The 24,497-nt window shown below is 56.2% G+C and carries 12 protein-coding genes and 3 pseudogenes; 6 read left to right on the top strand and 9 right to left on the bottom strand.

The window, feature by feature from the left end; all coding sequences use genetic code 11:
- Nucleotides 1-229 precede the first annotated feature (229 nt).
- On the top strand, nt 230-1,150 hold the full coding sequence (locus OZX67_RS00585) for a sulfite exporter TauE/SafE family protein (protein WP_277143179.1): 921 nt from the start codon (nt 230-232) through the stop codon (nt 1,148-1,150).
- A 295-nt stretch (nt 1,151-1,445) separates the two neighbouring features.
- Here OZX67_RS00585 and OZX67_RS09575 read toward each other — a convergent pair.
- A pseudogene (locus OZX67_RS09575) lies at nt 1,446-1,691 on the bottom strand (nucleoside deaminase); the annotation flags it as partial.
- A gap of 168 nt (nt 1,692-1,859) precedes the next feature.
- Nucleotides 1,860-2,039, bottom strand: a pseudogene (locus tag OZX67_RS09570) (deaminase); the annotation flags it as partial.
- Nucleotides 2,040-2,437: 398 nt separating this feature from the next.
- On the opposite strand from OZX67_RS09570, the gene OZX67_RS00575 reads away from it, so the two are divergent.
- On the top strand, nt 2,438-4,516 hold the full coding sequence (locus OZX67_RS00575) for a Na+/H+ antiporter (protein ID WP_277143177.1): 2,079 nt from the start codon (nt 2,438-2,440) through the stop codon (nt 4,514-4,516).
- A gap of 242 nt (nt 4,517-4,758) precedes the next feature.
- Here OZX67_RS00575 and OZX67_RS00570 read toward each other — a convergent pair whose 3' ends face one another.
- Nucleotides 4,759-5,646, bottom strand: a complete 888-nt coding sequence (locus OZX67_RS00570) for an alpha/beta hydrolase-fold protein (protein WP_277143175.1) — start codon at nt 5,644-5,646, stop codon at nt 4,759-4,761.
- A 355-nt stretch (nt 5,647-6,001) separates the two neighbouring features.
- On the bottom strand, nt 6,002-6,667 hold the full coding sequence (locus tag OZX67_RS00565; RefSeq protein WP_277143173.1) for a hypothetical protein: 666 nt from the start codon (nt 6,665-6,667) through the stop codon (nt 6,002-6,004).
- Between the two features lie 1,212 nt (nt 6,668-7,879).
- Here OZX67_RS00565 and dcd point away from each other — a divergent pair.
- Together dcd and rlmB are read left to right on the top strand one after the other, a co-directional pair.
- A complete protein-coding gene (gene dcd / locus OZX67_RS00560) occupies nt 7,880-8,461 on the top strand; it encodes a dCTP deaminase (RefSeq protein ID WP_277143171.1) in 582 nt (193 codons plus the stop codon).
- A gap of 353 nt (nt 8,462-8,814) precedes the next feature.
- Nucleotides 8,815-9,819, top strand: coding sequence for a 23S rRNA (guanosine(2251)-2'-O)-methyltransferase RlmB (gene rlmB, locus OZX67_RS00555; RefSeq protein ID WP_277143168.1), 1,005 nt, complete (start codon nt 8,815-8,817; stop codon nt 9,817-9,819).
- 1,155 nt (nt 9,820-10,974) lie between these two features.
- Here the strand turns inward: rlmB and OZX67_RS00550 are convergent.
- Nucleotides 10,975-12,333 (bottom strand): annotated as a pseudogene (locus tag OZX67_RS00550) (DUF4032 domain-containing protein); the annotation flags it as partial.
- A 578-nt stretch (nt 12,334-12,911) separates the two neighbouring features.
- Nucleotides 12,912-14,039 (bottom strand): sn-glycerol-3-phosphate ABC transporter ATP-binding protein UgpC, encoded by a 1,128-nt coding sequence (gene ugpC / locus OZX67_RS00545; protein WP_277143167.1) that lies wholly within the window; start codon nt 14,037-14,039, stop codon nt 12,912-12,914.
- A gap of 620 nt (nt 14,040-14,659) precedes the next feature.
- Between ugpC and OZX67_RS00540 the strand changes: the two genes are divergently transcribed.
- Entirely contained in the window at nt 14,660-15,010 is a 351-nt protein-coding gene (locus OZX67_RS00540) for a hypothetical protein (protein ID WP_277143165.1), read from the top strand.
- Nucleotides 15,011-15,282: 272 nt separating this feature from the next.
- Here the strand turns inward: OZX67_RS00540 and OZX67_RS00535 are convergent, their stop codons facing one another.
- Together OZX67_RS00535 and OZX67_RS00530 are read right to left on the bottom strand one after the other, a co-directional pair.
- A complete protein-coding gene (locus OZX67_RS00535; RefSeq protein WP_277143163.1) occupies nt 15,283-19,128 on the bottom strand; it encodes an ABC transporter permease in 3,846 nt (1,281 codons plus the stop codon).
- Complete coding sequence (locus OZX67_RS00530; RefSeq protein WP_277143161.1) at nt 19,125-19,826, bottom strand: ABC transporter ATP-binding protein; 702 nt, start codon at nt 19,824-19,826, stop codon at nt 19,125-19,127. The genes OZX67_RS00535 and OZX67_RS00530 overlap by 4 nt, the downstream gene beginning before the upstream one ends.
- A gap of 286 nt (nt 19,827-20,112) precedes the next feature.
- Between OZX67_RS00530 and OZX67_RS00525 the strand changes: the two genes are divergently transcribed.
- Nucleotides 20,113-23,172: an InlB B-repeat-containing protein gene (locus OZX67_RS00525; RefSeq protein WP_277143159.1), complete on the top strand. Its 3,060-nt coding sequence runs from the start codon at nt 20,113-20,115 to the stop codon at nt 23,170-23,172.
- A gap of 257 nt (nt 23,173-23,429) precedes the next feature.
- Here the strand turns inward: OZX67_RS00525 and OZX67_RS00520 are convergent, their stop codons facing one another.
- Nucleotides 23,430-24,461, bottom strand: coding sequence for a class C sortase (locus OZX67_RS00520; protein ID WP_277143157.1), 1,032 nt, complete (start codon nt 24,459-24,461; stop codon nt 23,430-23,432).
- Nucleotides 24,462-24,497 lie beyond the last annotated feature (36 nt).

Below are 24,497 nucleotides of genomic sequence, written 5' to 3'. Positions count from 1 at the left end.
AAAACTTATTTGACCACATCATGATTTTTATGCGGTAATCGGGGCAGAAACTTTGCGGCACTCCATAGAATATCCATAGAATATAAGGCAACGGTTATCGGTAACAGTTATCGGCTTGGAACAACGAAAATCGAAAGTACGAACTACGAGCAAGACTACAGGCCGATAGCATAAAAGGCCGTAGCATAAAGGCCGATAGCACCGAAAGAGCAGAAAGAAGCGGGAAGGTATGGGCGAGCAGGAACGCGCGGCGGACGACGAAGCGAAGGCCGGGAAGAAAAGCCGCGAAACGGAAGCCGGGGCTGAGAAGGAAGTCGGGGCCGATGAGGAAGTTCAGGAGGAATTGCCTGTTACGCGCGGGCCGGTGCAGCAGATTGTCATCATGATCGTGGTCGGGCTTATCGCCGGTTTCTTCTCGGGGCTTTTCGGCATCGGCGGCGGATCGATCATCGTGCCGGCGCTCGTTTGGCTCGGCATGACCCAGCGGCATGCGGCGGCGACCTCGCTGGCGGCGATTATTCCGCTTTCGATTTCCGGCGTGGTTTCCTACGCGATGAGCGGGCACGTCGATTGGATCGCGGCGCTGCTGATGGTGGTCGGCACGATTATCGGCTCGCAAATCGGCAGCTGGCTGCTCTCGCGGCTTTCCGAAGTCTTCCTGCGCTGGTTCTTCGTCGCGTTCCTCGCATTCGTCGTGGTCAGCCAACTGATCTTGACACCTTCGCGCAATTCCAGCATTCACTTGACCGTCATCAAAGGCATTCTGCTGGTGCTGCTCGGCATATTCATCGGTATGCTTTCGGCGCTGCTCGGCATCGGCGGCGGGGCCGTCACCGTTCCGGCGCTTTCGCTGCTGTTCGGGGCGAGCGATCTGGTCGCGCGCGGCACCTCGCTTTTGGCTATGTTCCCCAGCGCCATCACCGGCACCATCGCCAACTGGAAGCGTGGGCTGGTACATCTCAAAAACGGCCTGATCATTGGCATCGCGGCTGCTTGCGGCACACCGCTGGGCGCTTGGGTCGCCGCGTTCGTCTCCGCGAAAGTGGGCTCGTACCTGCTCGCGGCCTACCTCTTTATTATTATGCTGCGTTCCGCTTGGACAGCTCTGAAGATCACGCCCGGCATCGGCCCGAAGCTGCCGAACAAATAGAATATCCGGCTGTTTATTTTGGCAATGAAGAAGCACGAGCAATCGGTAAGTACGACTGTACGTAGTACGCAGCACTAAAAGCTAAAATACTCAAAACAGGGGTTCGCTGCTGCATTTGTATGACAATTATTGAAACCGAAAATTTCGAAACGGCATAATTTCAACGATTTGATAGTTCACTATCAAGTCCGACGTAGCAGGGAGCGGCAAAAGATTCATATCGTTCATTCAGTGCTGTAAAAACGACTTGCTCTTCACAAATTCATCACATACTTGATGAATGAAGACACCACCGCTACCGTTTTACAGAGAAAAACCCCGCGAGCAGCTGCGCACACTCGCTCTCTCGCACGCCACCGATGACCTCGGGGCGAGCGCCGACATGCGGGTCACGCGGAATATCCCACACCGAGCCGCACGCGCCCAGTTTGGCGTCCCACGCACCGAAAACGATTCGGCCGATGTGAGTTTGTAATGCAGCTCCGGCGCACATCGGGCACGGCTCAAGGGTGACCACCAGCGTGCAATCGGCGAGATTCCAAGCGTTCTGCACCGGTATATTTCGATTTTCGCCCACAGGTTTCGAATCTGCAGAATCATCGATATCGGCATTATCCGCATTGATTCTTTCATCAATTTCATTATCCGAGACATGAGAATCATCGATACGCATTACATGAGTTTTCCGGAGATTATTCGGCAGCTTTCTGCGGCTTGCCGCCGCATCGCGCATCGCCATCACCTCGGCATGGGCGAGCGGATCGCCGTCAGCCTCACGCCGGTTGCGGCCGCGTCCGATAATCCTGCCGTCGGCGTCGAGCACGAGAGCGCCCACCGGCACCTCGCCGGCACCTCCCGCCTCGCGCGCCAAATCCAGCGCGGCATCCATCGCGCAACGCAAACTCGCAGTGTCCATGACTCCCAGTCTAAAAGCAATCGGCAACCAAATACGAAAACAAGCGGGTTCGATTAAAGCCGGCGGCCGATTTCGGGGATGTCATTGGTAATGATTGCAAAAGTGTGAAAATTGTACAGAATATCGTATTACTTCTTGAGTCAAGAAACATTAGCCTCACAACGTTTAACGCAGAAAATCAGGACTGTTTTCAAAAGAATCCTCAAACGTGCGGGCGCAGACCCCGCGTTCCTTTAAAACCGCAAAGCTCGCGGCATAATGCCGAAATAACGATTCGATATAGTGAATATATATAGTGTCCGAAATCTTTGAAATGTCCGAACCGACGAGCAAAACGCAACGAAGCCGGACCAAGAAAGGAATCGAAATCCGTGGCAATTTTCGAGCTGATTCTCTGCATCCTGGGGGCCGTCGTGCTCTCATCGTTCATCAGCCGGTTCATTCCGCGAATATCGACCCCACTCGTGCAAATCGCGCTCGGCGTCGCGCTTGCCTTCCTGCCCGCGTTCCCGCACGTAAAGCTCGACCCTGAACTTTTTATGGTGCTCTTCATCGCACCGCTGCTTTACGTCGAAGCGCACGAAATCGACAAGCGGATGCTCTTCAAAACGCTGAAATTCTCGCTGCCCATGGCCATCGGACTGGCGCTGGGAACGATGGCCGTCGTGGGCTTCATGCTGCACGCGGTGTGGCCGGTGATTCCGTTGGCGGCGGCGTTTGCGTTGGGCGCGGCGCTCGGGCCGACCGACGCGGTGGCGGTCTCCTCGCTTTCCAGCGAAGCCTCGTTTACCAAGGAACAGGCCGGAATACTGACCGGAGAATCGCTGTTCAACGACGCTTCCGGCGTCATCGGCTTCCAGTTCTCGATTCTCGCGGCCGTCACCGGCTCGTTCTCGATGGCCAACGCCACCAAGGATTTCCTGCTTTCGTTCTTCGGCGGCATCATCGTCGGCGTTCTGATGGGCTTCCTCGCCAACTGGGTCTTCACTTTGGCCCGGCAACTGGGCTGGGAGACGATGACCACGCGCATTCTAATGGAACTGTTCCTGCCGTTCCTCGTCTTCCTGGGTGCCGAAGAACTGCATATTTCCGGCATTCTCGCGGTGGTCGCCTTCGGCCTGACCGTCCATTTCGACCGCAACGGCACCGGCCGACCCAACGTCGCGCGCACCAATATCGTCTCGAACAGCGTGTGGACGGTGCTTTCGTTCGTGTTGAACGGCACCGTATTCATTTTGCTCGGCATGCAGCTGCCCGACGCCATGCTGGCCAGCTGGAACGACCACCATGTCAGCAACACCGCGCTGGTCTGCATCATTCTTCTGGTCACCATCGTGGCCATCGCCATTCGGTTCCTGTGGGTCTGGCTTATCGCCGCGCCAACCCGTGACCCCGAAACCGGCAAACGTATTACTCTGAAGCGGCGCTCACTACGCGACGCGGCGGTTATGACGTTCGGCGGGCCGAAGGGCACCATCACTCTCGCGTTGATGTTCACCATTCCTTACACCGTCGCTTCCGGCGACGCGTTCCCAATGCGCAACGAACTTATTTTCATCGCTTCCGGTGTCATCGTCCTGACGCTGCTGCTGGCCAATTTCATGCTGCCATTGCTCGCGCCGGCCAAGGACGATGCCGAGGAATCCGAAAAGCTCACGGAAATCACCATCGAAGAACTCACACGCACCGTACAGGAACTTTCCGAGCGCGTCAACGATAGCAATCGCCGTGTGATTCTGCCGGTCATCGATTCATACAACAACCGCATCACCCGCCTGCGCCAACGCATCAGCGGCTTCAATGTGGAGGAATTCGAGACGCTGCAGATCGACGCACTGCACTGGGAGAAGGACTACGTGCGGCAGCGGTTGGCGGACACTCAGGCCGACACGGAAATGAACGAGCACAATCGTCAGCTGCAGATCGAGGCGTGCGAACGCATGCTCGACCAGATCATGAACACGCTGCGGCACACGGCCGACAAGAAAACGCATCATCGCGCGGTTTCGCAGATTCGCGGACGGGCGCACGCGCTGCGCCGGCAAATCCTTACGCTTGCGCGACGTGCCAACAACAAGTTCCGTCGCACCGCGCCGATGCTCAATGAGAATGAAATTTACTATTATCTGCGAGCCACACAGATCGACGCCATCGACCACGTCATCAACCGGCTGTATGAGGAAATGCGCGGCGACACCTACAAATCCGAATACTGCACGCTGCTGCTGCGCGACTACCAGCGCGCACGGGCGGAACTGCGCAGCCGCAAGGACATCGCCGCCGCCGCTAAGGCCGCGCCGCAAATCGACGAGGTCAAGCACGAGAGCTATTCCATCGAGCTCGGAGTGATTCAGGACATGCTCGACTCCGGCGAGATTACGCGTAATCAGGCGAAGCACTTGCGCAGGAACGTGTATGTGATGCAGGTCGATGCTGAGGCCGAATTATAAAGGTTTCCAATTCTACAACCACACTAATTTCGACCTGCATCCTTCGCACGCTTAGCGCGTGCTCACCTCGCCTACGCGGAGCCCACAGGGCTAGTGGCGTTGAAAAAACAGACTTCGGTTGGGTTCTCATCGCTCTTTCGCGCTCGAAAATCGCGCTCTCATCGCCTACAGAAAGTCCACTGGACTTTCTGCTTAACGGCTCAGCGGTTCAGCAAGTTGATGCGGAAGCGGAACTGTAGAGCTCAGACGACGCCGGAGGAAATGTCGTTGAGGAGGAGCCACTGGGTGAGGTCGGTGAATTCTGCCGGGCTCACGGCGTGATCGAGCTGGTGATAGTTCTTCACCGTCAGCCACGTGTGCTCCTCAAGCCATGCGGTCGCGCCGTAAATCTCGTATTTCGGCAGGACGTTGTCGCGGTCGCCGTAACCGTAGAAAACCGGCTTTTCCATATCCGCAAGCCGGTCATCGGCCGGAGCCGTGCCCGGAACCTGCGCAGGGGCCACGAACCCGGAAAGCGCCGCAACCGCGCGGTAACGCTCTGGGTGAACGCGCAAAAGATGAATCGCGAGCGCCGCACCCTGCGAGAAGCCGATCGGCACAAGCTCGCGCTCAGGATCGATGTGCTCGCCGACCCAATTATCGACCGCAGTGGCCGCCGCAAAAATGTCCCTGTCCAAATCCTCGCCGGTGGGCACGCCGTCGTGGAACCAGCTATACGCGCCGGACCCGCTGCCGAACTCCCCCGGCCCCTCGGCCTGCAGCACCAGCGGCGCGCGCAGCGAAACGTAATCATTGCCGGGCGCGACGTAGCGCATCATCTGCGCCAGATCCTGCTCGTTGGAACCCCAGCCATGCAGGCACAGGAACATCGGCCGCGTCGGGCGAGCCTTGCCGCCGCCCTGTGAATAAATGACGTGGGCAATCTCCATCGGGTCGCCGAAGCGGCCTTCAATGGCATCGGATTCGCGGCCAATCAGGCCGTTGCCGCCGTTACCGTTGTCACTCCCACTGCCCGCATTACTGTTGCTGCCGTTACCATTACCATTCCCGCTGCCCGCGTTACCGCCGATTTTCTCGTTCGGTTCGTCTGGTTCGCCGGAATATTCGCTGTTCACTGCTTCATCGCTCATAGACACCATGATAAACGGCAAGTGTTACAGCAGCCCAAAATGTTCACTCGCGGATTCGGAACAAACCGACGACAACATACTGACTAAACGTCAACTGATAAGGGGCGGTAATAAGAGGACAGGCGCACAAGTTTCGTTCGGATTGACCGCATTCTCAGAACCGGTACGCTCTGGTTGAAGACATGCTTCATGCCAATCATGCCAATCATGCCAATATAGTCGCGAATTCTCGCTGAAAGGTTCGGGAAGCCGTACTCGTCGCTAAAGCATAGATAGCGCCATTCCCCAGTTAGAATCGGTCAGAATCGCCAGAATAAGCCAGTCCTCAGTCGGAATCGCCAGAATAAGCCAGTCCTCAGTCGGAATCGCCAGACCCGATCTCCTCCAGCTTGCCACCCCACTGCTGCTGCAATGCCTTCATCGCGTCGGTCTTGCCAACGGCCATCCACTGGTCGTTGCTCAACACACGCAAATCGTTCTGGTCGACCTTGCTGCCGGCGTACTGGTCGATGAGGTTCGGAGCCTGCGAGCGAACCATGTCTCCGTCCATCGAAGCCGCGGCCTTGGTCTGGAACGTGATGAACGCGACCTGGGTCGAAGTGCAGAACGACGCGGGGCCGGCCCCGGGCAGTTGGCCGGAAACATCCACGTCCATCCAACCGCTTGAGCAGGTTCCGGCGAATTGTTCGATGCCCTGCTTCATTTGGTTGGCGTCGTTTTGCGGAGCCTTGGTCTTGCCCTTGACCACCGTGGACGTATCGTCTCCGGTCAACGAACTTGTGTTATGTTTGAGCGTTTTGAGCGACACCAACAGCGCCACGACAATCGCAATGATAACGACGATAACGACGATCGCGCTGATAATAAAAGACTTGCGGCGACGGGCTTTGCGCAGCTCCTCGGGCCTATCGTGACGTAGCTCGTTGACGCTGTAAACATGCGCATTGTCGGGCCGGGAACCGTTGTGGGGGTCCGGGCGCGAAACACTGCCCCGATTGTCGCGATGGTCGGAATCCTTCATATCCTCGTTTGTCCCGTCTGCCCGAATCCGTATCCGTGATATAAACTCACGATTCCATACAACGGATTTATGGCGTCATCCGTCTGCGAAACGAACTGTTTGTTTTAGTTTACCTCGCGCGAACGCGATATGCCGGATAGCGTACGCGACACGGTCACATTGCGCGCCGCACGCTGCACGCCACACACTGCACGCCGCACGACTTACACTGCACAACTTACGCCAAATGTATTTATTATGCGTGGGTTAAATGTCGAGTTACATGTCTGAATGCAAATTTTTTGCGTAGCATAACATTGCCCGTTTCCGGGATTATTGGCCTATAACCCCCAATAATCCCGCTTCCGCCATACCGCACACGCGGCAACCCGCGTCGAGACCTGCAAAGCCCGCGGAAAAGAGAAACCCCGGTGCTAGAACGCACCGGGGAAGAGAAGAGAGAAGAAGAAAGGGTTCAATTATCGGAAAATCCAAACCTCAAGATCACCGGCCAGCTCTTGCTGACAACTCTTATATAACTCCACAATCCTTGACGCAAGAATCGGATTACCTGAAAATTACCTGAAAATTTTGGTTTTTTGACCATTTTTTTCGGTTTTCCTGCGGAATTTCGGACGAACGAGCATACGAAACCTCCGAACAGGTCGTGGTCAGTGTAAAACTTTCGTGACACAGCAGCAAAAGCACCAACACAAAGGCATCGCACACCTCAACGATCAAAGCCAAGCACCAAACCAAGCGCCAGACATCAAACACAAACACCAAACTCCAGAGCTCAAACACTGAACGGCAAACGCCGCGAATCGAATCAAGGCCGAATACATGTTATCCGGCAAAAACAAGTGTCAAATACAACTGGCCGACACAAGTTCTCAGCATAACCAAAACCGATATCGAACGGGATTAAAGCGAGCATCCCGCGAATGTCCCGCCCACACAACAGCTATGTCCAACCCCCACCCGAGTTCAAGCCAGAAGCGCAACACTGTTGTTTCCCTTGATTGTATCCTGTCCGTTTCGATAGCGAGGTATGAGCGAGACTGAGCCCGCCGAGCGCCTTCATGGAACGGCCGTTGATCTCCCGCCAACTTCGACGCCGGTAACGTCTACACTTGAAAGCAGGAAATAATCTAACGTCGGCAGGCACTATCGCTGATTTCCGCGGCTCTGCCTGATCGACCGTTGGGCACATAACCCAATCTGGAGGAACGTATGCTGCTGTCAGATCGTGACATCCTCGCCGCCCAGGCCGACGGCCATATCTCGCTGGATCCGTGGACGCCCGAGATGGTGCAGCCCGCCTCCATCGATGTGCGGCTCGACCGGTATTTCAGGCTTTTCAACAACCATGCCTATACCTACGTCGATCCGGCAGAGAACCAAGGCGACCTGACCGAGCAGTTCGAGGTCGGGCCGGACGAGCCGTGGATCATGCACCCCGGCGAGTTCGCACTGGCCTCCACTTGGGAGTACGTCAAGCTCGACGGCACCATCGCGGCGCGGCTTGAGGGCAAGAGCTCGCTCGGGCGGCTCGGCATTCTGACGCACTCCACCGCCGGTTTCATCGACCCTGGCTTTGAGGGGCACATCACGCTGGAACTTTCCAACGTCAGCACGCTGCCGGTGAAACTCTGGCCGGGCATGAAAATCGGACAGATGTGCTTCTTCGAGCTCAGCTCCCCCGCCGCGCACCCCTACGGTTCGACCGGCGTCGGCTCGCACTATCAGGGCCAGCGCGGCCCCACCCCGTCGCGTTCCTACGTCAACTTCTACAAGGCCGAGATCAAGGACTGAAAGCGGGCGCGGCAATGCTCGCCGTTCCCGCCATCGCTTGCTTTGCTATCGCCGTCACGTCAAGCCAGTGAGAAAAGCACCAAAATCGACCCATAATGGTGCTTTTCTCACTGGAACCAGCTCTTGTCGAGGCGAAAAGCACCTTTTCAGGGCATTTTTGGTGCTTTTCGCACTGATTGGCGCTTTTACCGAGGAGAAAAGCACCTTTTCGGGGCATTTTTAGTGCTTTTCGCACTGATTGGCGCTTTTACTGAGGAGAAAAGCACCTTTTGCGGATAGAAGAGGGACAGCAGCTGAGCTGACACGCGCGGACTGCTGGCAAGGTTGGCGCGGGGTGCTGGGACAATTGGGGCATGACTAACAAGAAGGGCCCGGTCAAAGGTTCGGGCGGAAAACATCGCAACGCGTTGAAAGGCCGCGGGCCGACGCCCAAGGCCGAGGATCGTGTGTATCACAAAGCGTATCGCGCGAAGAAGCAGAACGAGAAGCGCCGTTTCGCCGATCCGCGGCTGGCGGCACGTCGGCGCGCGGCAAGGTACACCTCCGAATCCGACGATCTGGTGGTCGGCCGCAACGCGGTGCTTGAGGCGCTGCGCGTTGGGGTGCCGAGCACGCAGCTTTATATCGCCAATCGCATCGAGCACGACGATCGCACCCGCGAAATCGTGAAGCTCGCCGGTATGCAAGGGCTGAACCTGCTTGAGGCCGACCGGCTGGAGATGGACCGCATTGCGCACTCGCGCAACCATCAGGGCATCATTCTGAAGGTGCAGCCTTACCAGTATCACACACTGGCGGAGCTCGCCGATCGCGCGGATAAGAAATCGCACGCCATGGAAGAGGCCGATTCGCAAAGCGCCCGCATCAATGCCCGCCCGCTCTTTATCGCACTGGATGGCGTCACCGACCCGCAGAACCTCGGCGCTGTCATCCGTTCGGCGGCGGCATTCGGCGCCAACGGCGTCATTCTTCCGGAACGACGTTCGGCCTCAGTCAACGCCGCAGCCTGGAAGGTCTCGGCCGGCGCGGCCGCTCACCTGCCCGTGGCCCGCGTGGTCAATCTGACCAAAGCCATCGAGGCGATGAAGGAACGCGGCTATTACGTGGTCGGACTTGACGGTGGCGGCAACGCGATTGTCGGCGAAAGCGGCTTCGAGACCGACCCGCTGGTGGTCGTGCTGGGCTCGGAAGGCAAGGGCCTGAGCCGCCTGGTGCGCGAGGCTTGCGATTCCATCGCCGGCATTCCGATTTCCAGCGAAGTCGAGTCGCTCAACGCCTCCGTGGCGGCGGGCATCAGCCTCTACGCCGTCTCCCGCGCCCGCAGCAAGGCCGGGGAACAGGCCGACAGCAGCAAATAAAACCGGCGACAACACGCTTATCCGCTTACGCCCGAATCTCATCCCCATTCACGAGATGTGGTTCGGGTTTATTTTTGCAAATTTCGAACCCAGATTTTGGGCTATCGGCTAAGACATGCATCGAACTCAGCTTTAAAACGTTCTGCCATATGGTATCAAAGCTGTTTAAGATTGGGTCAGAAAGATTCGACCCCTTCTTCCGCTACTCTTTCAATGCCTAGGGCTGATTCCGGACGCGTATTTCGGCAATAGCCTCAGATCTAAAGGCCGCAAGCCCGAAAGGTAAAATCCGGATTGGAAGATTTGGCCTTTCACATGGCAATACCGAATGCAGCCGTACGGTGGATAAAGGGTTCGCAGGCTCTCGGATTCAGTTCAAGTCCACGTTTATGCCTGCCCACCACTTCGTATTTGTGTCTTTTTACTTGCTTGCTCGTACCGACTAAGTAAAAAGACACAATTAGCGTGCTCAAATGTGTCTTTTTACTTAGTAACCCTCTTATCGCAAGTAAAAAAACACAGTTAGCGCAGAAATCTCGAGCTTCGGACCTTCGGGATCGCTCAGTGGCTCCAGACGGCGGCGTCCTGGTCGTATTCGGCCGGATCATAATCGTCGTCATCGTCGGAATCGCCGATATCAGAAGCGTCGACGCCAACACCATCCCCAGTGGCATCAGAAACGCCAGCGTCAGAAGCGTCAGAAGCATTGGCATTCGCATCATTCAGAGCAGCACCAGCACCATCCCCAGCGGCGCCGGAAACGTCAGCGTCGGAAACGTCATCCCCAGCGACACCAGAAACGTCGGCGCCAGCGGCGTCGGAAACTTTGGCACCAGCACCATTCCCACCGCCGGCGCTTTTCTTTGCGTGGCCGGTTTCTGAGCCGGCGTCCGTCATGGGCCCGCTATTTGCATTACGCGCAGCAGCCGTGGCCGGGTCGGGCTGAGTCGGCCAGATGTCTTCCGACACGTCCGAATCGGTATCTAGGTTATTGAAATCCTCGCCGGTGGTTTGCGTTGCGCCTAGATTGCCCAGACCGTCGCCAAGCGCGCTGTAATCGCCACGCCCGATGCTGTCGACATCATCGTTGTCGGAACCCACGGTGTCCGCAGCGTCCTCGCTATCCGTATCGTCCGCACCCTCTGCGGCCTGGTCGTAGGTCGAGCTGTCGTCGACCACGCCGGAATCTGCGTCCGCATTGATCTCGGCGAGCGCCTTGGAGTCAAGGTTGTACTTTGGCAGATTGTGCTTGATGTAATCGCTCGCGGCCACGGCCGTGGACACGTCGTGCCCGGCCTTTTCGGCCATATACCAACGATTTTGCAAAACCTCGTGGAAGAACTGCGCCGGCTCGATCTTGGAGCGGTATTCCTTGGGGATCATGCGCACGACGGGCTCGAAGACCTCGCGCATCCAGTCGGTCGCCACGATTTCCAGCTCCTCGCCGTCACGCCAAGTGGAGGCGCGGTAGGCATCCAAATCGTTCAAAAGCCGGCGTGCCTGGTTCTCCTGAACGTCGAGGCCCGTGAGCCGCAGCAGCTTGCGGGAGGCATAACCGGCATCGACCACGCGCGGACGGACCAGCACGCGCTTGCCATCGTCGACGGTTTTGACCTCAAGCTCGTCGACGTCGAAGCCCAAGTCGTTGAGCTTGTTGACGCGCTTCTCGATCTTCCACATCTCGTCGGGGCCGAAGTCCTCCTGATCGGTCAGCGCACCCCACAGCGAGTCGTAGCGCTCGATCAACCGGTCGCCGACCTCGACCTCGTCCACCTCATCGGGCAGCAGCTTGCCGGAGCTCAGATCCATGAGCTCGCCGATGATATTGGTGCGCGCCAGGTCCATGTCATAATTGCGCTGGCCCTCGGTAAGCGTTGTATAAAGCGCGCCGGTTTCCGCGTCAACCAGGAAAGCCGAAAACGCGTCGGCGTCGCGCAGGAAGAGCACATTGGAAAGCGAGACGTCGCCCCAATAGAAACCGGAAAGGTGCAGACGGACCATCAAGACGGCGAGCGCGTCGATCAAACGGTCGGCGGTATCGGGCCGGAGATTTCCGGCGAACAGCGCACGATACGGCAGCGAGAACTTGAGCTGCTTGGTCACCAGAATCGATTCCAGCGGCTCGCCCTCGCGGGTATGCCGGCCGGTGACCACGGCAATCGGCGTGACGGTGGGCAGTTCCAGCTTCTGCAGACGCCGCAACAGCTCGTATTCGTGCGCTGCCACGCGACTGGTGATTTCCTTCATCGCGTAGATCTCGTCGCCGACGTGTACGAAACGCACGACGTGCCGGGAGATGCCTCGCGGCAGATTCGCAAGAAGCTCCTTGGGCCATGTCGCCAGCGGCTTTTCCCATGGCAGGGTGAACATCTTCGGGTTCGAGCTCGCGGCAGTGATCTGCAGCGCGTGGGGTTCGGCGACATCTTCATCGCCGGCCTCGGCGGCCGTCACGGACGTCGCCTTCAGCGCCCTGGGGTCCATTTGCATTCCTTGCATCCCACCACTTATTTTCATACCTCTCAATCTACCGCCCGCGTAGGATAGTCCAGCATCGTTGCGGACCGGTAGCAGATAGGCACACCCGCGTGCCGTCATATTGCGTTTGCGACGCCACAGCAGCCAAACCCGTCGCAAACGCAACCCCACATTGCACATACGACACCATAAACACCATCAGCGACGCAAACCCAATCACACATCACTTATTCACAGTAGCTAGCCCCGCCCGCAACACAAACCGACAATTGCAGATACGACGCAACTGAGGCCCATTGCAACACATCCGCAACCCCACCTTGCACACACGACGCAACCGACACCACCAGCGACACATCCGCAACCCCACATTGCACACACGACGCAACCGACACCCATTGCGACACATCCGCAACCCCACCTTGCACACACGACGCAACCGACACCCATTGCGACACATCCGCAACCCCACATTGCACATGGGACGCTATAGGCGCCATTTGCGTCGCAAACGCAATTTCGGCACTGCGATTGCGATTGCGCCGAAACGCAAAAAGACCCGCACACGAATGTGCGGGCCCTTTTTAAACGACGCTAAACGCTGAAATGTCAGCGAATCAGTTCAGGCGCAGCTCGGAAGCCGGGGAGAACAGGTGCATCTTGGACGGATCGATCTTGATCTTGACGGTCTCGCCGACCTTCGGCAGATCACGCGGGTTGACGCGAATCGTGGTCAGCTTGTTCTGATCTGACATCGTGGCGGCGGACTCGGCTGCGGAACCGTCGGTGATGATATCGCCGTAGATATAGCCGTCGCTTCCCAGATCCTCAACGTTCTGGACCTTGAGCGAGAAGGCGTTGGCCTCGTCAGGAGCGGCGAGCGAAGCGTCCTCAGGACGGAAGCCGACAACGATGCGGCCCTTGTCTTCCGGGGTGAGCTTGTCGACGGCGGCAGGATCGAGATCGACGGTATCGCTGCCGATCTTCGCCTTGCCGTTCTCCACCGGGTGGGTGTTGATGTTCATGGAAGGCGAGCCGATGAAGCCGGCGACGAAGACGTTCTGCGGCTTGTCATAGAGATCGGTCGGAGCGCCGACCTGCTGGAGGATGCCCAGCTTGATGACGGCGATGCGGTCGCCCATCGTCAGAGCCTCGGTCTGATCGTGGGTGACGTAGAGGGTAGTGACGCCGAGCTGACGCTGCAGTGCGGCGATCTGGGTACGGGTCTGCACACGGAGCTTCGCATCCAAGTTGGAAAGCGGCTCGTCCATCAGGAAGACCTTAGGCTTACGAACGATTGCGCGGCCCATGGCGACGCGCTGACGCTGACCACCGGAAAGTGCCTTCGGCTTGCGGTCGAGGAACTCGGTCAGATCGAGGACCTTGGCGGCCTCCTCGACGCGCTGGCGAATCTCGGCCTTCGGAACGCCTGCAATCTTCAGGGCGAAGCCCATGTTGTCGGCGACGGTCATGTGCGGATACAGTGCGTAATTCTGGAAGACCATAGCGATATCGCGGTCTTTCGGCTGCATCGTCGTGACGTCCTTATCGCCAATGAAAATCTTGCCTTTGTTGACTTCCTCGAGGCCCGCGAGCATACGCAGGGTCGTTGACTTGCCGCAGCCGGAAGGGCCGACGAGCACGAGGAATTCACCATCTTTAATGTCAAGTGAGAGATCGGATACCGAGGGCTCCGTGTTGCCCGGGTAGATACGAGTGACATGGTCAAATACGACTTTTGCCATAATTAATATTTCCTTTCATCGGCAGGTACGTGCCGAACGATCCGTAGTGAAGGGGTTCTGCATCCACCCGCAAGCCAACTTCGGCAAGCGAACTTCCGCACTTTCATTCCATTATGAGTGGAGCCTTCCGAGGTTCCTCCCCCGTGAGCTCAAGGCCCACTATACACGGTCAGCGGCACAATATCGCGACAACACGCCACATAACGCACAAGCGCGATGGAGTGGTCATCAGATGCTCGGCACACGGTAGGAAACACGTCGATGCGTGATAAAACGGCACAGGAACCGCCGATTTTATGCTGTCAACGAAAAAATCAAGTCGTTATTCTTTTTTAATAATTTTTTTGACAAATTTTTAAAAATCTTTTGACGTAAACTTTTATTCGCAATTTCGCATTCCGATTTTACGTTGTACATTTACAACCAAGTCAACGATATTTTTTTTGCAACACAAGCGGCAGTAAGCCTAACTGCCAATTGAGTTTTTAACTCAATAGAATAACAATTATCACTAAAGAAATCAAGGCTTCAATCAGCCGAATCGTGATACACGTAAACGTCAAACGTAATCACTTTTTTAGGGTCTTACATTTTTCAAGTAATTATCAGAAAATAAGAACATGACAAAAACAAATACAGCAGGCAACCGGATTGCTTGGTTACGCAGAATCACCCACGACGACTCCATCAACAGCATCGCGAGGCGCACAAACATCCCATACGCCACGCTTTACAAGCGGTTCCAGTCCGACGAGCTGACGACCAACGAGATCATCACCATCGCGCGTTGCTACGGGATCAACCCAATCAACGCCTTGGTGGACACCAAGGTCATCAGCACCGACGAGGCTTCCGGCGTGCGCGGCAACAACTCGCTGAGGCTGTGCAGCATCGAGTCCCTCGCGGATGAAATCGTGCGGCGCAGCGGTGAAGGTGCCGCCGCCCCGCTGAACACCGTCAGCGCCGACTGAAAAGTAGGCTGCAGGCGCAGCGGCTTAAAGGGAAACGGCTTCAAGGAAGCAACGGAAAAGCAGGCTTCCAGAAAAAGCACGGCCGAAGAGCCCAGTTACTCCCCGGCGAAACCCCGGTTACCCCGTGTCGAAAAGCACGGTTACTCCCCGGCGGAAGCCCCGGTTACCTCTGCCGAAAGGCTCGGCTATCCCCGACGCAAGCCAGGTCACTCCCCGGCGAAACCCCGGCCACTCCCGGCGCAAGCCCGGTCACTCCCCACGAAAAAGCCCGGCTACTCCCTGGCCTGCAGGGCCTTGAGCATGTTGATCCTCGCTATTCTCGCCGACACGTAGAAAGCGAGGACAAGCGTGACCGCCACGATCAGGAGTATCGGGAAGCCGAATTGCCCGATGGTGAGGCTCGGGCTGAACATCATGCTCTCGGGGGCAACCTTCCTGATGATGCGTTCGTGCAGCAGAATGCCGACACCAGCACCCAGCAGGACGCCGACGGCGGTGAGCCCAAGGGTTTCGCGATAGACATACATAGTGGCCTCGCGATTGAAATATCCAAGCACCTTGATGGTACTCAGCTCACGCACGCGTTCGGAAATGTCGAGATTGTTCAGATTATAAAGAATGACGACACTGAGCAGAACCGAGACGGCAATCAACAGCTCCATCAAAAGGTTCAGCGAGCGCACAAGCATATCGGTCTGGTCGATGAGCATCGAATTCTGCGAGACCTGCGTAATGCCGTCGAGCGCCATGAACCTTGCCGCTTCACGCTTGGCATTGGAAGAGCTGCGGTCTTTCAGCCCGACCATATCCGCGTTGGGAACGTAACTCTGATGGAATATCTTTTCGTACGATTGCGAATTCATGAAGACGAAATGGCCGATATACATCTCGCAAACCCCGCTGATGGGGACGACGCGATCGTGGCCGCCGGAATCCTGGATGACAATGTTGTCGCCCGCCTTGACCTTGTTGAGCTTCGCAAGCCGTTCGGAAATCACGGCGCCATAATTATCAAGGTCAAGATGACGGCCGCCGGCCCTCTCGTGCAGGTTCACGTAACCGTCAAAGGACTTTGCGCTCCTTGCGGCGATAACCGTCAGGCTCTGTTTGTTGCGGTAGGGGCCGGCCTCCATGGTGCTTTGCTCATAATGAATGGGGGCGAAACGCTTGACATTGTTGCCGTGCAATTCCTGAGATATTTGTTCTTGTTCATCGCTGGTCACCCCGTCTTTCTGCCCGGCGATGAGATCATATTGGATGACATTGTTATATTGCAGATCATTGATCGAATCAATCGAACGCTGCACACCGACGCCTGCCACGAGCAATGCAAGCGCCCCGGCGACGCCGATTATCGTGGTGAAGGTACGAATCTTATAACGGAAAACGTTGCGCAAGGTGATCTTGTTTTTGAAATTAAGCTTGTTCCAGAACCAACCGACCTTCTCCAAAGCGATGGAAGCCCCTCCTTTGGGAGGTTTCGGAGCAAGTAGGGCACTGGTTTTTTCTTTCAGCTGACGATGAGCCGCGACATACGCCGGCAGCACCGTAGCAGCAAACGCGAGGACGAGCGCGACCACAGTGGCTATCACCCCAAGTCGCAGATGCGCGGGCGGCACGTCAAAGGCAAAGCAGTAGGCGCGATAGACGATCTGGGGCATAAGCAACTGCCCCGCCACGGCACCGATGATGCCGCCGAACAGTCCTGCGATGAAACCATAGACGATGAATTTCTTCATCACATCCCAGTCCGAATAGCCGAACGCCTTGAGCGTGCCCACACCAACGCGTTCCTCGTCGACGAAACGAGTCATGGAGGTGAAGGTCAGAAGCGCGGCTATCAGGTACATGAATATGGGGAAGATGCTGCCCAACGAGCCGATGATCCTTGAGATGGAATCATAGGTCACATATCCGGAGCTACCGGGGATATCGCGCCTTGAATTGATGGTGTAGGTGGGGAGCATAGATAGTGGTTCAGTCTGGGCCACAGATTGGGTTTGAGCCTGAGCCTGCGCCGCTGGGCCGCCATTGAAGGAAGCGGAGGCGGGACTGGCGGAAGGCTCGGCAAGCGTGGAAGAAGTCGGCGAGACACCCGTATCGCGGTTTTCGAGCGAGTCGGCAAGCAGGTCCTTTTCCTGTTGGACCTTTTTGTCGTAATCGTTCGAAATATGATCGGGCATATCGTCAAGGACCTTGTACCGCAACCTTGCAATATTGTATGACGGAGAAACGAACGCCTGCGGAGTGACCACCCCATAGCCGTCAAGAGAGCCCGAGCCCGAATCCGAAGGACCACGATTGACCGAACTGACGATTTCGACGGAATCGACCACACCGGTTACCTTAAATTGTGTGCTTTTAAGCATGGTGCGTCCGTCGGCACCGGACTTCTCCAGGAAGGAGATGGTGGAACCGACCGGGTGCTTTTGGGCCTGCTGTGCGTCGATGGCGATCTCATTGGATTTCTTCGGCATCGAACCGCTGCGCAATTCATAGGTGGAAATACTGCCGGTTTCCGAAAAGATACGCATGCTCTCATCGCGCTGGTTGACGGCGACATCCTTGAAAAAGCCGTATTCGACCTTCGTGACCCCGGAGGCGTTTCTGATCGCTTCGAGCTGGGAGGAGTCCAAACCGATTTTGCTCATCACGGAGATATCGGCGAGCTGGTGTTCTTCGAAATACTGGTCGGCGGTGCTGCGCATATCCGGACCGGTGACGTTCAAACCGACGAGCGCAAACGAACCCAACGCCACCATGCACACAATCGAGATGAAACGGCCCAGCGATTTGCCCAGCGAACGACGCGTATCACGCCAAAGCATGCGGTGCGAGATCTTGTGTTTGCCGCTTGACTCGAAATCATCCCAGGGCTCAACATGAGGTCTGGAAGATGGAAGCGCCGCGACAGTAGAATCGTCGGAGACGCCGGCAGAGTAAGGCTGCGCGGGGGTGGGCGGCAAAGTGGAGGGAGCGCCCTCGCGTCGGGCCGGAACGACACGGCGTTGGACGGGCGGGGCCGAAACCGACCACGATAGCGATGTGTCATCTTCCGGGGTATGGAAGGAGAAGGAATCATTCTGATTGTCATACGACTGACGTTGTGCTCTTGACGACCCTTGCGCCGGCGAATGCTGGTTGGTGAATCCCGACACTGGCGACATCCGCTTGGGACGGGGCAGCGGAACCGAACCGCCAGCGACCTCACCGCCGGTCAAAGCCCACGGATCGTACTCCGCCCATGTATGCACGGCATGAGCCTGCTGAGGCTGGGCCTGCGACGGCTGAGACTGCGGTGACTGTGGTGACCGGCTTTGTACCTGCCGCACGCTCGGTGAAGCCTGCTGCTGCCACGGCTGAGACGCACCCACCGTAGTAGCCTGAGGAACCTGATGCGCGGCAAAGAAATGGTGGCGTTGCGGCAGGGGAACCGAACCGCCGGCAACCTCACCGCCGGTCAAAGCCCACGGATCGTACTCCGCCCATGTATGCACGGCATGAGCCTGCTGGGGTTGGCCCTGCACCCGCTGTATGCCCTGCGGCGCGAATCTGGGGAGTTCCCCTTGGTTATGCGCGGAGTTTTGCACAGAATCTTTGCCGTCCGATTGTGGGCGCTGGGGAAGAATGACGGTTTGATCGAAGTCTGGACTAGACTTCCGCGATGCTCCCGACTTCGCCGGCAAATGGGGGATGGTCGGCGTGACCCGAAATTCGGATTGAGAATTGTCAGGTTCATTCTTTTTCTTTTCGCCCTTTTCTTCCTTTTCCCCTTTTTCTCCGACTTCTTTCTTTCCCTCCTCTTCTTGCTTGTTCTTTTCCTTTTCTCCGACTTCTTTTTCTTTCTTTTCCCCTTCTCCCTGCTTGTTCTTTTCTCCTTTTTCTTTCTTGTTCTTCTCTTCCTTTTTTCCGGCTTCCGGCTTCAGGACAGATTTCGCCTCCCGGTCACGCTGTTTTGAAGGTTCCGGCTTGGCGCCATTTTCAGAAGGCGCGGATCCCTGGGCTGCAGTGTCCACAGGCTCTGCCACGGCATCAGACGCATTTTCATTGGTATTTGAGTCAGCGGAAGCCGAAGAATGTGCTTTGGAACTGCGCGAAATCAGGAATTGCAAGATCACCACTCCAATTGATCGACATTACGAGGGTTGGCATTGCGATTGACGCTGGCGATACGTGCATCACGCATCCGTATAACGCGGTCGGCAATGGGGGCGATGGCTGAATTATGGGTCACGATGAGGACCGTGGCGCCGTGCTTACGACTCATGTTCTGAAGGATATGTAGCACTTGCTTGCCTGTTTTGTAATCAAGGGCACCGGTAGGTTCGTCGCATAATAGGATTTTTGGCCTTTTTGCCACGGCACGCGCGATGGCCACACGCTGCTGCTCACCGCCGGAAAGCTGGGATGGGAAATTGTCGCAGCGATTGGACAGGCCGACGCTGGCCAGCACTTCCATGGGGTCGTTGGAATAGGGGACGATTTCGGAGGCCATTTCGACATTTTCCAGCGCGGTCAGATTCGGAACGAGATTGTAGAACTGGAAAACAAAGCCGACATCGAGGCGGCGATATTCGGTGAGTTCCTTGGCGTTGTATTTGGCGATGTTCTCCCCGTCGACAATCACATCGCCTTCATCGCAGCCATCCATGCCTCCGATGACATTGAGCAATGTCGACTTACCGGTGCCGGAGGCGCCAAGAATCACCACCAGCTCACCTTGCAGAATGGAAAAAGTGACATCGTTATTTGCAACCAGACTAGCACCGCCACTTTTATATCGTTTGACTTCATGAATTACGTCAATATAGCCCATTCCCTGTTCTTTCCCGAAAAGTCCGGCCCCTACCTATTTTTATAGCAAACTGGCTAAATTGTATCATGATTAAATACAAAAACATCTCGCTCTGCGAAATAGTTATTACTTCGTGATATTATAATACATACCATAATAAAGAAAGAGGAAATTATACTCATGGCTGCGTAATGCATTCAACCAAAAGTGTAGCCAGGAAAGAGAAAAAATGAGAAAACCAATACGGCCTCCGTATAAAAAGTTAATCGTTACACTAACAACATTAATGACTTCGGTTTGTATGGTAATGGGCCCATCAATAGTCGCCAACGCAACGCCAGAGAACTCCTCTGCCGAAAGCGCCCAAGCACAAAGCGCTCAACAGCAGGGCGCCGAGGCCAGCAAGCCTTCGCAGACTTCGCAAACGCCAAGCACTAATGGACCTGCAGCACCGGCCACACAAATTCCCGCAACCGGCAACCCGGCTTCGGGCTCAAAAGAGACGGCAACTTCTGCAGATGCCGCCAAGACGGGTGCGGCCTCGAAGGAAACAACCGGCCAGGGGCAATCTGAAAGCAAGGACAGCAAAAACGCCGAGCCGCAAGCGCCAAGCGCACAAAGCGCCCCGCAGCCCGCAGCCCAGGGCGGCGAAGCTACCGTTCCCTGCGGAACGCTCCGTAGCTGCTTCCCCAACCAGAACTTCCGCAAATACCTTAAGAAGTTCATCAATACGACGCAGTACCCAAATCCCACCGGTCAGACCGGCTGGGGTATTGAAAACAAGGATTTCGCCGAGGATTTCCCCGTGACGCAATCGTGGCTCGACTCGATAACCGCCATCTCCAGCGATGGAATTCCGAACGGGCCCAATGAAGGCGTTGAGATAACGGATGTGAGAGGTATAGAGCTTTTCCGGAACCTCAAATCCTTCAATACGGATTTCGACAGCACAGACCCGCAAGAGACGAAGCATTACTCGGCCGGCTTTTACGCACTCACTGATTACAGTCCCCTTGCTTCGGCCAACATGCCCAATCTGGAGACCCTGAAACTTAATAACTTCAACGGTGCCGTAGCGCAGAGCTGCAGGAATTTCACAGCAGCCAAGGCGCCAAAGCTGGCCAATATCTATACTTACGATGTCGACCACGCTTTCTCCGACGTGAGCATGTTCTACGGCCTCCCACAACTCAAGACGTTGTCGCTGGGCAACACCAATGTCGGCCTGAATGGCGCGTCGGACGTCCAGGCAATCGTCGACCATTTCCCCGATTTGGAAAGCCTGTCGTTCAGTAATGCCTACCACATGAAAGCCAAACCGGAAAGCGTGCTGCCGCTGAAGAACCTCAAGCATCTGACGTCGTTCGGATTCGTTGCGCTGTTCCTTTATCAGAACACTATTCTCAATTACATCGCACAGCTTCCGTATGTCACCGATCTCGATCTGAGTTCCGACAGCATCTTCGACCTCAGCTTCCTGTCAGGCATGACCAATCTCAAGACCCTGAATATCAACGACAATGAGATAACCGATCTGAGACCCCTCGTGTCTTTGTCGAATCTTGAGCACGTTCAGGCGGTTAATGAGATACCTCGCGTACCCGACGCCTCCATAATCGACGCAGGGGGAACCGCCAGGTTCGACTACAGCAAAAACTACAACATCGACGGAACGGTGCCTGCCTTGAACTCGATAGAGTACGGGGCATTCGGCTTGATGAATGAACTCATCCCACAAAACCAATACACGAATGACACCGTCAACCACATCATCACGATACCGAGCATCAATCAGAATAAGGATGAAGCTTGCATTACGCTCCTCGGCTCCATTATCCACAACGGCAAGAATCTGGGTTCTCTTCAGATCATCCTCAACCATGACTTCCATAATCCGCAGGTCACTTTCGATTTTCGCGGGGGCAGAACCCCGAACGGATACAACACCACGACCGCGCCCAGAAATACACCATACGGCCAAAAACTGCCAGCGATGTGGCATCCGTGGATGTTCAACGCAGATGGGTCCAGGGACGAGACGAACAACCTGTTCCAGGGATGGGTCGCCTGCCCCACTGACAGATCAATCAATACGGATTATGATTTCAGCCAGAATCGTGGAACGCCATATACAGACGGATGCACCTTCGAGAAGGCCGAACCCTTCGACTACACGAATACCGTGATGACGCATGACTGGACGCTCTTCGCACTGTGGAGCAGCGACAGCTATGACGTGACGTTCGATTCACAAGGCGGGCCGGCCATTGCCAAACAGCATATCATGCGCTTCAAGACGGCCACAGAGCCCACGGACTCCAAAGGCAATGCTCCGGTCTTCACCGACGGCAAGGGCAACACCCATGCCCTGCTCGGATGGTATACGTCCAACGGCAGCAAATATGATTTCACCCAGCCGGTAAAGGAACCCATCACGCTGCACGCCAGGTGGGAAGGGATTACGACCACCTACACGGTGAGATACCTTTCCGAATCCGGTTCACAGATCAGCAGCGAGACCGTCTATGAAGGCGAGAAAGCGACAAATGTGCCCAACCCCGGAAAGAAGGACGGCTACAAGTTCGACGGCTGGTACGAACAGGGTGCAACCACCCCATTCGATTTTGGCACCCAGACCATCACCCGCGACGTCACCGTCTACGAGCACTGGACTCAAAACCAAAACAACGGCGGAGGCTCCGGTAACAACAACAACGGCAACAACAACAACAACGGAGGCTCCAACAACGGCAACAACAATGGTGGAAACTCCAACAACGGCGGAGGCTCCGGTAACAACAACGGCGGAGGCTCCAACAACGGCAACGGCAATAACAATGGAAATAACACCAACAACAATGGTGGAATTCCCGGCCCTGCCGGCCGGCCTGGCCCCATGGGCCCTGCTGGATCAGCCTTCGCATCACGCACCCGTGTACTCGGCAATCCCCGCGTTCGCGTGCTGAACGTCACTCGGAACACTTACATCGGTGCCGCCCCCAACGCAGCCACGACTCCAGCTCCGGTTCCTGCTCAGCAGCAGAATGACCAGAGCCAGGACAACAGCTCCAAGAGCAAGCAACCCAAGAAGAAGCCTCTACCCGTGTGCCCAGAGGGCTACGTCCTGGAGCAGTCCTCCTACTTCGAGAACACCGACGGCAGCGTGGAGATGGCCAAGATCAACCCCAAGTGCGTTCTCGCCAACCAGACCACCACGCAGGCCAAGCAACACCACTCCTTCATGTGGCTCTGGTGGCTGCTGCTCCTGCTCCTTCTTGTGCTAGTGGCGTTGTATGCATACCACCGTTACGAGAAGAACAAAGAGGAGGACGAACAGCCTGAAGGTTCTCAGCACGTGGCCTACTGAGCCAAGCACCAGGGTTTCTCTCCTACCCTGAAATAAGTAAAAGGCCGGTCGCCTTCCAACAGCGACCGGCCTTTTACAATGCCCAAACAAGTCAGAACCAGAGCCGGTAAACATAAACGGTTCGGCCTGCATGCTTATGCTTAACACACTTACCGGCAGCTACTCAATGAACCATCTCCCGCATTTCAGCAGGCTCGCGTGTGAAACCGAATGTAAAAGAAAGATCCGGCCTGCGATTCAGAGGGCTCGACGACCCGTCAGCGCGAGAACTCGCCGGAGAAGTGCCAGGGAACCGGCGAGAAGTTATAACGGGCATGGCGCACCATGACGATGGCCACCCCGCCAAGCAGCACGGCAGCCGTCGTCAAGAGCCCCAGCAGCAACGCGTCGCCGGCCGTCGACGAAGGGATGTCTTCGGGAATCCTGCCACGCTCGGCGGTGATGACGAGACGGTGCGAATTGACGCCATAGGGGGTGCAGGTCATCAGTGTGATCAGATCTTTGCCGGGAACCACCTTATAAAGGTGCGTGTCGTCAGGCAAGATCACATGAATGCCGATGACCCTATAACCCATCGTGTGCTGAAGCGAATCGATATAGATGATGTCGTGTACCCGCAGCTCGTCGAGACGCGTGAACATCGTGGCGTTGGCTAGCCCACGATGCCCTGAGATCACCGCGTTGGTGGACGCTCCTCCCACCGGCAGGCTGGTGCCATAAAGATGACCGGCACCTTGCGCAAGAGCCGTATCGGAGGTGCCGTGATAGATCGGCAGTTTCACCGATATCTTGGGAATCCTGATGGTTCCCATAATGCCTTCGACGGTGTTGAGCCTGGCCTGATAATCCTTGTCATTGGCCGATTGAAGGTCCTTATGGGAGTCGTCGTTGGAAAAGGGATCGATCTTGTCGCCCAGCAACGGCTGGCCGGACTGCGCGATTTTGGCGTTGTACTGCTGGTCCGCATTGAGTTCGCCTACAATACTGCTCTGGGGCCATTTGCCAACCTCACGTTCCGACATGGCGATGGCCTTGCTCTCCTGCTGAGAGCTGTAGACACGGTTGATGGGTATCCAGAGCACGGCGACGATCAGCGCAAGAACGACGACGTCGTGAATAATCTGAATGACCATCCCATAGACATCTTTGTCGTTTTCTTTGGCATTGTCGATAAATTCCTGAAATTGCGGAAAATGGTAGGCACCATCGTCAGATGGCTTAGTTGAGACAGGGTTCAGCGTTGAATCGTCTCCAAAGTGCGAGGTTTCAGTCAATCTAACGTGTGCCATTCCCTATTCGCCTGGAAGTATGAAATCAGTGAGCGG

Origin of the sequence: Bifidobacterium sp. ESL0728, from assembly GCF_029392015.1 — a bacterium.
In the GTDB taxonomy this organism is placed as follows: Bacteria; Actinomycetota; Actinomycetes; order Actinomycetales; family Bifidobacteriaceae; genus Bifidobacterium.
This window is presented reverse-complemented; position numbering and strand designations above follow the sequence as displayed.